This is a genomic window from Burkholderia sp. KCJ3K979 (assembly GCF_016759955.1).
Classification (GTDB): Bacteria; Pseudomonadota; Gammaproteobacteria; order Burkholderiales; family Burkholderiaceae; genus Burkholderia; species Burkholderia orbicola.
Genome location: NZ_JACFYV010000445.1, coordinates 1 through 785, shown reverse-complemented (window position 1 = coordinate 785; position 785 = coordinate 1). Strand labels below are relative to the sequence as shown.

General features: G+C 70.2%; 1 pseudogene. It reads left to right on the top strand.

Features of this window, described 5'->3' with window-relative positions:
* A pseudogene (locus tag H3O04_RS35525) lies at positions 1 to 644 on the top strand (hypothetical protein); the annotation flags it as partial.
* Positions 645 to 785: the final 141 nt, after the last annotated feature.

Below are 785 nucleotides of genomic sequence, written 5' to 3'. Positions count from 1 at the left end.
GAGCCTGCGTCGCGGTGGCCGCACCGATGGACGTCAGCGGCCCGGCCGCGGCGACAGGCGCGCTAGCGATCGGGTGCGCTGGCGTGGCGGCGGCAGTGGTCGTCGGCGCGAGCGCGCTGAAGGACGTGAAGGACGTCGACGTCGCGGCGGACGCGGTTGGCGATACGGGCAGACTGATTGGCGGCTGCGGAGCGACCGCGCCCGATGCGCTGAATGGAGCGAAGGTCGTCGTACCGGTCGACGTGGCTGCTGTGTCGACAGGAAATGCCGATGCCGACGGGGAAGACGGCGCGGCGATCGATGTGGACGTGAAAGTCGCGGGCGTCGCGGTAGCGGGCACCGGCGTTACGGGCGCCTGCGCAGTCGAGCCGAACGTCGAAGCCGATGCGCCAGTCGTCGACGGCATCACGGCGGGCGCATCGGTTGATGCAGGCGTCGAGGCGCGGGAAAGCGAACCGTCGGTCAGGTCCGTGACACCGGCCGGCGATGCCGATGCGGTGGCGGTAACGGGTGGTGCCGATGCGGCCGGTTGCGACGGCGAAGCGGACGCCGTGCCGGTTACGCCGACGGGCGAAACTGCTGTAGCGACGGGCGCGATGTTCGATGCGGAGGCCGGCGCGGATGCTTGTGCAGTCGAGCCATGAGCCGTGCCGGTCAGCGGCGATGCATTGACGGCCGAAGCCGCCGAGGTTGCGGCAAACGGCTGAACCGCCGGCGATTTCGGCGGTTCAGCGGCAACGGTCGTTTGTGTCGCTGCGGGCGGTATCGTCGGCGCGGTCCAATAT